Source organism: Mesorhizobium sp. M7A.F.Ca.CA.002.09.1.1 (assembly GCF_003998555.1).
GTDB classification, from domain to species: domain Bacteria; phylum Pseudomonadota; class Alphaproteobacteria; order Rhizobiales; family Rhizobiaceae; genus Mesorhizobium; species Mesorhizobium ciceri.
The window spans coordinates 1-9,422 of the sequence record NZ_RZRR01000109.1 but is presented as its reverse complement, the minus strand read 5'-3'; the positions used below and the strand labels follow the sequence as shown (position 1 = coordinate 9,422).

Annotated in this window: 8 protein-coding genes and 1 pseudogene; 5 read left to right on the top strand and 4 right to left on the bottom strand. The window is 63.5% G+C overall.

The genetic code is table 11. The features are described from left to right. The coding region (locus EN994_RS07490) for a polysaccharide biosynthesis tyrosine autokinase (RefSeq protein WP_127307463.1) at positions 1–1,957 on the top strand (1,957 nt) is incomplete at its 5' end. 76 nt (positions 1,958–2,033) lie between these two features. Here EN994_RS07490 and EN994_RS07485 read toward each other — a convergent pair. The 3 genes from EN994_RS07485 to EN994_RS07475 form a co-directional block, all read right to left on the bottom strand. Further along, a complete protein-coding gene (locus EN994_RS07485) occupies positions 2,034–2,792 on the bottom strand; it encodes a metallophosphoesterase family protein (RefSeq protein WP_013528097.1) in 759 nt (252 codons plus the stop codon). 246 nt (positions 2,793–3,038) lie between these two features. Then, a complete protein-coding gene (locus tag EN994_RS07480; protein WP_063169889.1) occupies positions 3,039–4,121 on the bottom strand; it encodes an acyltransferase in 1,083 nt (360 codons plus the stop codon). Positions 4,122–4,233: 112 nt separating this feature from the next. Continuing rightward, on the bottom strand, positions 4,234–6,141 hold the full coding sequence (locus EN994_RS07475) for a propionyl-CoA synthetase (protein WP_063169890.1): 1,908 nt from the start codon (positions 6,139–6,141) through the stop codon (positions 4,234–4,236). 209 nt (positions 6,142–6,350) lie between these two features. On the opposite strand from EN994_RS07475, the gene EN994_RS07470 reads away from it, so the two are divergent. The 4 genes from EN994_RS07470 to EN994_RS07455 all read left to right on the top strand — a co-directional run bounded on the left by EN994_RS07470 (position 6,351) and on the right by EN994_RS07455 (position 9,234). Further along, on the top strand, positions 6,351–7,097 hold the full coding sequence (locus EN994_RS07470; protein ID WP_244514258.1) for a DUF2259 domain-containing protein: 747 nt from the start codon (positions 6,351–6,353) through the stop codon (positions 7,095–7,097). A gap of 441 nt (positions 7,098–7,538) precedes the next feature. Further along, positions 7,539–7,826 (top strand): PqqD family protein, encoded by a 288-nt coding sequence (locus tag EN994_RS07465; RefSeq protein ID WP_032898709.1) that lies wholly within the window; start codon positions 7,539–7,541, stop codon positions 7,824–7,826. Further along, positions 7,826–8,260, top strand: a complete 435-nt coding sequence (locus tag EN994_RS07460) for a lasso peptide biosynthesis B2 protein (RefSeq protein WP_063169891.1) — start codon at positions 7,826–7,828, stop codon at positions 8,258–8,260. The genes EN994_RS07465 and EN994_RS07460 overlap by 1 nt, the downstream gene beginning before the upstream one ends. Continuing rightward, complete coding sequence (locus EN994_RS07455) at positions 8,257–9,234, top strand: hypothetical protein (RefSeq protein ID WP_063169892.1); 978 nt, start codon at positions 8,257–8,259, stop codon at positions 9,232–9,234. The genes EN994_RS07460 and EN994_RS07455 overlap by 4 nt, the downstream gene beginning before the upstream one ends. A gap of 7 nt (positions 9,235–9,241) precedes the next feature. Here EN994_RS07455 and EN994_RS07450 read toward each other — a convergent pair. Next, a pseudogene (locus EN994_RS07450) lies at positions 9,242–9,422 on the bottom strand (hypothetical protein); the annotation flags it as partial.

The following is a 9,422-nucleotide window of genomic DNA, read 5'->3' as shown; positions in this document are numbered from 1 at the left end:
GTATGTCCGCCCCAGCTCTTCCATGCCGGGTGGCGCTGACTTCAGCAAGCTCGACCCGGCCGCCCGCGATGCGCTGATCGCCACGTCGCGCCGCGACTACGCGATCCTCAAGCTGCAGAACGAGATCCGGGCGGAACGCGTCGGCCGAAGCTACGTCATCGCGCTCGGCTATCAGGCGACGGATCCGGCCTTGGCAAACGCCATCACCAAGGCCTATGCCGATGCCTATCTCGCCGATCAGCTCGATGCCAGCTTCGATGCCACCGAGCGGGCTGCGGTCTGGCTGCAGGGCCGGTTGACGGAGTTGCGCCAGAGCTCGCAGGCAGCTTCGCTCGCGGTTGAGAAATTCAGGGCCGAACATGGGCTGGCCGCCAACAGCGATGGCCAGCTGATGAGCGACAAGCAGCTTTCCGACCTCAACGCCCAGCTTATCGTGGCGCAGGCCGACACCGCACGCGCCAGCGCCCGCTACCAGCAGTACAAGGCCATCGTCGACAGCGGCTCCGAAAACGCTTTCAAGGATGCCGCCATATCGAGCGACCAGCCAAGCAGCTCGGTCATATCGGCGCTCAAGACCCGCTACCTCACAGTGGCCAAGCGGCTGCAGGACGTCGAGGCGAATTTCGGCCCCGAGCACCCGCAGGCGGTGGCTCTCTCCAAGGAGAAGGCCGACATATCGACGCAGATTTTCGGCGAGCTGAAGCAGCTGACCGAAAGCTATCGCAACGAATATGAGGTGGCGCAGGCACGCGAGACCGCGCTCAGGGCCAACGTCGCGGCCGCGCAAGGCAAGAGTTCCGTCGACAACCAGACGCAAGTCAAGCTGCGTGAACTCGATCAGCAGGCGACGGCGCTCACCACGCTCTATCAGACATTCCTGGGTCGTTACGAGGAAGCCGCGCAGCAGCAGTCCTTCCCGGTCGGCAAGATCCGCATCATCTCCGACGCGTCGATGCCGATGACGGCCTCAAGCCCGCGCACCATCGTCGTGCTCGGACTTTCGCTGGTGCTTGGCCTGCTGATGGGCGCCGGCTTTGGTGGCCTGAACGAGTTCAACGAACGCTTCTTCAGGACCGGCGAGGACGTGCGCGACCGCGTCAACCTGAAATTCCTCGGCTACCTGCCGACGATCGGCGGCAAGCTCGGCAAGGAAGAAAAGCCGGGCGAGACCCAGGTGGACGCCAAGACCACCCAATCGCTGTCTTCAGCCGAAAAGCGGGCGCGCATGCGGGTCAGCATCGATTCTCCAGCCTCGATGTTCTCCGAAACGCTGCGCAGCGCCAAGATCGCCTTCGACGTCGTGATGGAAGGGCAAGGCAGCCGCGTCATCGGCATCATCTCGGTGCTTCCCGGCGAGGGCAAGTCGACGGTCGCGGCAAATCTCGCCGGCTTGCTTGCCGCCAATGGCTCCAAGACGCTGCTGATCGACGGCGACTTGCGCAATCCCGGCCTCAGCCGAGGCCTTGGCATGGAAACCGAGCAGGGCTTGATGGAAGCGGTGGTCGGCGGCCAGACCTGGCAGTCCGTCGGCAAGATCGACAGGCAGACGAAGCTGGCGATCATCCCGGCGGTGCTGCGCGGTCACTTCTCGCATACCAGCGAACTTCTCTCCTCGGCCGGCATGCGGCGCTTCATCGAGAACGCCAAGGAGACGTTCGAATACATCGTCGTCGATCTGCCGCCGCTCGGACCGGTGGTCGACGCCAAGGCCTTCGCGCCATTGGTCGACGGTTTTGTACTGGTCACCGAGTGGGGGCGCACCCCGCGCGCGATGGTCAGGTCGATGCTGGAATCCGAACCCTATGTCGCCAACAAGATCGTCGGCGCGGTGCTGAACAAGGTCGATTTGAAGAAACTGGCCAAATACGGCTCGTTCGGCGGTTCGGAAAAATTCTTCGATAAATATTCGAGCTACTATCTGGAAAAGTCGGAAGTGCGCGGCAAGGCGCCGGTCTGACGTCGACCTTTGCGCGAGTGGGTCCACTCTGAAGTGTATCGATCTTCAGGCCAGCACACCTGAATATCGTTGCGCGTCAGGAGAAGATCAGCCTGCCTTGCTTGTCGGCGATCCTGACGGCGGTCAGGCGTCCGCTCTGGAAGGCGGCCGTGTCGATGCCGAGCCGGCGCCCTTCGAGCTTCGGGACATCCACCGGCGTATGCCCGTGCACCACCCAGCGGTCGAGCAGGTGCGTTGCCTCGAAGAAGTCCGAACGGATGTTGATCAGGTCATGGTCGGTTTGCGCCGCAAGGTCGACGCCGGGCCTGATGCCGGCGTGGACAAACACGAACTTCCGCGAACGGACCATGATCGGCAGCCCGCGCAGGAAGCTGACGTGATCGTCCGGAATGATCTCCCTTATGCGCCGGTCGATCTGCGCGCTGCTCCCGTAGAGGCTGGTGAGGCGCGCCGGATCGATGCCATAGGAAAACAGGGTTTGCAGGCCGCCCGTCGCCAGCCAGGGTTCGCGGGACAGATTTCCGTCGAGATAGTTCAGCATTGCCACTTCGTGGTTGCCCGCAAGACAAATGCGCTGAAATCCTTTCGGCGGCGGCGCCAGGAGGTGATCGAGCACCCGCGCCGACTGAAACCCCCGGTCGATGTAGTCGCCAAGCATGACGATGATCTTGCGGCTCTGGAAGCGCAGCGAATCGAGCAGGATCTTCTGCTCCAGCGCGCGGAGTTCCTTGTAGCAGCCATGCACGTCGCCGATCGCATAGACGACAGCGTCCTGCATATCGATATCGAGGCGCGGACGCGCCGCGATGCGGGGTTTTCGCTGGAACAGGGTCACGTGCCGGGCGTCTCGAGGCAAGCTCTCATGCCGAAGGCATAAGTGCCTGTTATCATGCCCGAAACGAAGAATTCCGCAATCGTGGAAAATGCAGCTGCGCCGGGTCGGCACCGCCAATGCATGTCGCTCGGAAGTGAGCTCCGTTTTGGGAGAGCGATCCGTGGAACAAAGGCCTGGGGTGGGCCTGAATCCGCTCAGGCGCGACATGCTTTAGGTCGGCGGCCGGGCCGGTCTGCCGGACCGTCGTCAGGCTGCCTTAAGCCGATAACGGAAAACGGTATGGTCGAGCAGCAGCCGGATGCGTGGTTCGGCCTCGGTCGCCACTAGCCAGCTTGCCGCGATCATCGTCGCGCCGACGACCGCCATCGAGAACAGATGCGGCAGACCGGCGCGGACCAGGATGCCGAGCAGGGCCGCGCCGACGACATCGTGCAGCAGGTAGAGCGGATAGGTCATCAGCCCGATCCGGCGCCAGCCGCTCCAGGAGAGGTCGAGCCGCAGCGACCACGCCATCAGCGCGATGCCTATGAGGAAGATGAGGATCGGCGGGGCGAAGGGCATATCACGCCCGACCTTCAGGATATGAACGTCGACCGAACTGGCGATCTGCAGCACACCACCGGCCAGGAACAGGGCGCAGAAGGCTAGGCGGGCGGCTGTCACCGCCTTGAAGCGCATCAGCCACAGCATGACGCCGGTGGCGAAGAACACGCCGTGATGCACCAGAAGCAGGTCGAGCGTGCGTGTTTCGGCAAGGTCGGCCCAGTCGAGCGGGCAGTAGAGGCACCAGAACAGCGCGCTGACCAGGCCGATGGCGAGCGCCACAATTTCCATTAGATGGAAGCGGCCGAGCCGCAGCAAGGTCCAGACGACGGCATAGAAGGCGATCTCGATGCCGAGCGTCCAGTAGACGCTGTCCACCCATGGCGCGTAAGGGGCGAACAGGCCGGTGCGGACGAGCCTGACGACGGCATCGGTCGGCCAGCTGAGGCCGACGATCAAAAGCACCGCCGCAGTGACCGGCGCACAGATCCACACGGCCGGCGCCAGCCGTTTCACCCTGGCTTCGAAAAACCGCAGGGGTGTCGACCTTTCGGCGCTGAAGGCGATGACGAAGCCGCTGATGACGAAGAAGATCTGGACGCCGACCCAGCCGGATTCGACCCAGGCGCCTATTGCCGGCTGCGGGGGAACGCCGCCCGTGGCGCGCGCCGAAACACCGTCAGGATACGCCCACACCCAGAAGCCATAGTGGTAGACCATGACCATGACGGCGGCGAGAAAGCGCAGGATGTCGACGCCGCCAAATGTAATCTTCTGCTGAGCCATGCGACCTTTGTCGATGGCCCCCCGCGAACGACTTTAGGGTGCATTGCTGCGTCGCACAATAAAAGTATTGCTTGCCGATCGAAAAGGTCGTCCGCGGCCCACCTTCAGTGGCTCAAAGGCCGATCCCACGTTCCTTCAGCGCCGCAGTGATCTCGTCGAGGATGACCGGATCGTCGATGGTTGCCGGCATGGCCCATTCCTCCTTGTCGGCGATCTTCTGCATGGTGCCGCGCAGGATCTTGCCCGATCGCGTCTTGGGCAGGCGCTTGATCGTCACCACCGTCTTGAAGGCGGCGACCGGGCCGATGCGTTCGCGCACCAGGCCGACCACCTCGTTCTCGATGGAGCCGATATCGCGGGTCACACCCGCATTCAGCACCACGAAGCCCAGCGGAACCTGGCCCTTCATGGCGTCGGCAATGCCGATGACCGCGCATTCGGCGACATCGGGATGGGCCGAAAGCACCTCTTCCATGGCGCCGGTTGACAGGCGGTGGCCGGCGACATTGATGATGTCATCGGTGCGGGCCATGACGTAGAGATAGCCGTCCTCGTCGACCATGCCGGCATCCGCCGTCTTGTAGAAGCCGGGGAACTCGTCGAGATAGGCTTGGCGGAACCGTTGATCGGCATTCCACAGCGTTGGCAGGCAGCCGGCCGGCAGCGGCAGTTTGATCACCACATTGCCCAGCGTGCCGCGCTTCACCTCATGGCCAGCATCGTCGAGCACGCGGATGTCGTAGCCGGGCATCGGCACGCCGGGCGAGCCGTATTTCACCGGCAGCAGGCCAAGGCCGGCGGGATTGATCGTCATCGGCGAGCCGGTCTCTGTCTGCCACCAATGGTCGACCACAGGCACATTCAGCTTCTGCTCCGCCCATTTGATGGTTTCCGGGTCGGCGCGCTCGCCGGCAAGAAACAGCGTGCGGAACTTCGAGAGGTCGTGTTTGGCAATGAACTCGCCCTTCGGGTCCTGCCCCTTGATGGCGCGGAATGCGGTCGGCGCGGTGAACAGCGCGACCACGCCATGCTCCGCTATCACCCGCCAGTAGGTGCCGGCATCGGGCGTGCCGACAGGCTTGCCCTCGAACAGGATGCTGGTGCAGCCATGCAGCAGCGGTCCGTAGACGATGTAGGAATGGCCGACCACCCAGCCGACATCGGATGCCGCCCAGAACACCTCGCCCGGCTTGACGCCGAACTCGTTTTCCATCGTCCATTTCAGTGCGACCATATGGCCGCCATTGTCGCGCACGATGCCCTTGGGCTGCCCGGTCGTGCCCGATGTGTAGATGATGTAGAGCGGATCGGTGGCAAGCACCGGCACGCAGTCGACATTGGCGCCCGCTGCCCGTTCGCGGGCGACGGCATCGGCGTAGTCGATGTCGAAATGCTCCTTCAACTCGCAGCGCAACTGGTCGCGCTGCAGGATCAGGCAGGCGTCCGGCTTGTGGCGGGAGATCTCGATCGCCTTGTCGAGCAACGGCTTGTAGGCAACGACGCGGCCTGGCTCCAGGCCACAGGATGCCGAAATGATCAGCTTCGGCCTGGCATCGTCGATGCGGGTGGCAAGCTCATGCGAGGCGAAGCCGCCGAAGACCACCGAATGCACCGCGCCGATGCGGGCGCAGGCGAGCATGGCGATGGCCGCCTCGGCCACCATCGGCATGTAGATGATGACGCGGTCACCCTTGCCGATGCCGCGGTTCTTCAGCACCGAAGTCAGCGCGACGACCTCGCGCTTCAGCTCGGCATAAGTGAACTTTTTCACGGTTCCGGCAATCGCACTGTCATGGATCAGCGCGATCTGGTCGGCGCGGCCGCCGGCGACGTGGCGGTCGATGGCATTGTAGCAGGTGTTGCAGGTGGCGCCGGTGAACCAGCGGCCATAGACACCGGCATTGGCGTCGAACACCTTGTCCCAGGGCGAATACCAGTCGATGGCGCCGGCCGCATCCGCCCAGAATTGTTCCGGATCGCGTTTCCAGCCTTCATAGACCTCGTGATAGCGTGAAGCCATCCATACCTCCCCGGGAAATGTTTTTCTTCCTTCCAGATAGCGCGCTCTACCCTTGGCCGCAAATCCACGCCATTGTGACGACGGCATCGACCTGGCGCTTGGGGGCAAGCAGTTATGAACTGCGAGACGGGACTGGGGTGGTGATGTCTGCTGCTGTGCGGATCATCGGGCGCTTTTCGCTATCATCGGTCATGGGCGCCGTACTTGCTATGTCCACCGGAACCGCTGAAGCCGGCGATGCCGCGGCACGGCACATCATCGGCTTTTCGCCGGATGGCGCTTATTTCGCCTTCGAGCAATATGGAACGCTCGACGCCGGCGCCTCGGACTCCGGCTGGTCTGAGATCGACGTCATCGATACCCGTACGGATCGGTTCGTTGGCGGTAAGCCGATCCTCGTCGTCGATGAGACGGAGGAGGCGACACTGACGCTGGAGCAGGCGAGGGCGCAGGCCGCCGCTCAGGCGGCGCCCATTCTCGCCCATTATGCAATCACATCCCCAGCCGAGCAGACAGCGTCCGACAAATTCACCTTTCCGGGTGAAATGGTTGCCTACAACGACATCTCCCGCCTCGAACAGGTGTCGCAGAAATGGCTGTCGCCGCTCCATGGCGAAACGGGCGTTTCGACCATCCAGCTCGACGAGATCCTGGCAGCCAGCACGAGCGATTGTTCGGCGAGTTTCGCAACGACGGAGCAGCGCGACACATCTGGCAAGGCACTCGGCTTCCGGCTGACGCTGCAAGGCCAGGACGGCAAGCCGTTCAAGATCCTGCACGAGGACAAGACCGTGCCGGGCTCAAGAAACTGCCCGACCTCCTACAGCCTGTCGGAATCCTACGAACTTACCCCGGCCGGCAAGCCGGCGGTGATCGTTGTGCTGGTGCAGCGTTTCAGCCAGGGTTTCGAGGGGCGCGATCGCCGCTTCCTCGCGGTGACCGGGGAGCCACGCTGAGAGGTCACGCCCAAGCGCTGGCAGCCGATCTGTCTGAAGGTTGTTTCTAGATCGGCAGGGCCACAAGCATGAGGCCAATGCCGCCAGCGATCAAAATGGCTGTCGCCAGCGCTTTTCTATGACGTTCGAAGCTCGTCGGAGCTCGCTCCCAATTGTAACGCATACGCTATCTCCCCAATACCCAGGCAGGTTTTACCTTACTTAGGGGAAGAAATGCAACGTCCGCTGCCGGCAGCCCGCTGTTTGTCACGTTTCATCGATAACTATTTCTGGGCCGAATGCGGCCGGGAAGACGCAACCGAGCAGGTTCTAACGCGACTGGCGCGGAGAATCTGTCAGCAAGGCCGTTGGTCCGTGCACCGGGCTCCCGTGATCGGCCGATAGACAGCGCTCCACCTCCGCGCTATCTGATTTCCGGGATGAGCATGGCTTGGAGGGGGCGTGGTGGAAATAGTCTCTGGAACCGTTCTGCGGCTGGCCGAGGATGCCTCGGTGCAGCATGTGGGCGATGGCGCAGTCGTGCTTTTGGCGCGCAGCGGCCAGCTCTATACATGCAACGGCACGACCGAAGCCTTTCTCGACAAGGTGGACGGCGCGCGCAACCTCGACCAGATCGTCGACCTGCTGTGCGAGGAGTTCGAGGTCGACAAGGGGACGCTCGATCAGGACATGGCGGCACTGGCCACGGATCTGATCTCGGAAGGTATCCTCGCCGCGCCAGGTGCTTGATGGCTGACGGCCCGCTCCTGCGCGCTCTTTTTCGCTGCCATCTCTGGGCGAGCGCGCGGCTGATGCCGGTCCTTGTCACCAACCGGAGCTTCGAGGAGGTGCTCAGATGGGCGCCGCTCGCCTCGTCGACGCCCTATCGCGGTCTGCCGTCCGCCTACATCGTCGAGAGCGTCAACCGCACGGTCCGCCACCCCTGGCTGATGCGTGACCGCAGGTGCTTGAGGGAAGGTCTGCTCGGTCATCGTTTCCTGCGACTAGCCGGCTTCGATCCGGACCTGCGCTTCGGCGTCGAACCGCAGTCGATGCAAGCGCAGCGTCTATCGGCGCATTGCTGGGTCTGCCTCGACGGCAAGCCGGTGGTCAGCGACAAGCTTCCCGGCATGGTCGAGATCTATCGTCATCATGCCGATGCCGTAAAGGCGCGTCCCGCTTGACCAGACCTTCAGCCTGCTATGGCCTCAACGGCCTGATCCTTGGCATATCGGCCGAGCGCTCCGAGCTGTGGCAGGATTTCGACCGGATGCTGGGCAGCCTGCGCATAGGGGAACCCGTCGCGCCGGACTTTCGTCTTGAGATCACCGAAACAGACACGCTGGACGAGACACCCAATGGATCCCTGGTCTTCGATGGCGAGGTGCCGGAGGATGGTCCCTGCCGGATGATCGAGGATGGCGGCATTGTCCATCTGGTCTTTCCCGGGCGCCAAACCGTTGCGATCAATGGTGGGGAAGGTTGGGCCGAACTCCGGATTAGCACCGGTACGAAAGCCGCCTGGACGCCGTCGATGTTGGTCCTGGATGCCGCGCTCGACGCCGGTGGCCAGCATATGCTGCATACGGCCGGGCTGACCTTGCCTGACCGCGATGCGGTGGTGCTGATCCACGCCCCGAGCGGCACCGGCAAGACCACGACGTCGCTGGCGCTGGCAACACAGGGCTTTGGCCTCTGCTCCGACGACGCCATGATCCTGAATGTCGCTTCGGGCAAGGTTGTAGCCTGGGGCTTGCCGCGCGCCGTCAAAATCCACCGGAAGACTGCCGAAATGATCCCGCAGGTGGCGCCATGCCTTGGCCAGACGTGGGATCGCAACGGCGAACAGCCGGTCTCGTTAGAACGGTTGGGCGGTATCATCCGGGTGGAAAACGCATCCGCCCGGCCGGTGGCGGCGCTTCTGCACCTGGCGCGTTCCGCCGACGGGCAGACCCGGCTCGTCGCCATGGCCAGGACCGACGCGATGGTGGCGCTGGCAGTCGACAATGTCCGCACCGGCATGACCGGGCTGCTGCCGATGCAGAAGCGCAGGCTGGCGACCATCGCCGGGCTGGTCAATGCGGTGCCGACCTTCCAGCTCGAAGTAGGCGCGCGCCCGGCTGACGCTGCGGCGCTGATCCGCGGCACCCTGGATTGACGTCAAGTCAGGCTACTTGCGGCCTGGCCTTGGCCAATCTCTGAATCCACCGGAAGGCGTCGCGGCGCAGGCGCGAGCCCAGTCTGTCCCTGGAATTGACGCCAAGCAGCGTATTCGTTGTGATCAGCCGCCTGGCCAGCCGTATGGAGAGGTCGGGCTTGATGCGGCCGGCGAGTTCGAGCGCGCGG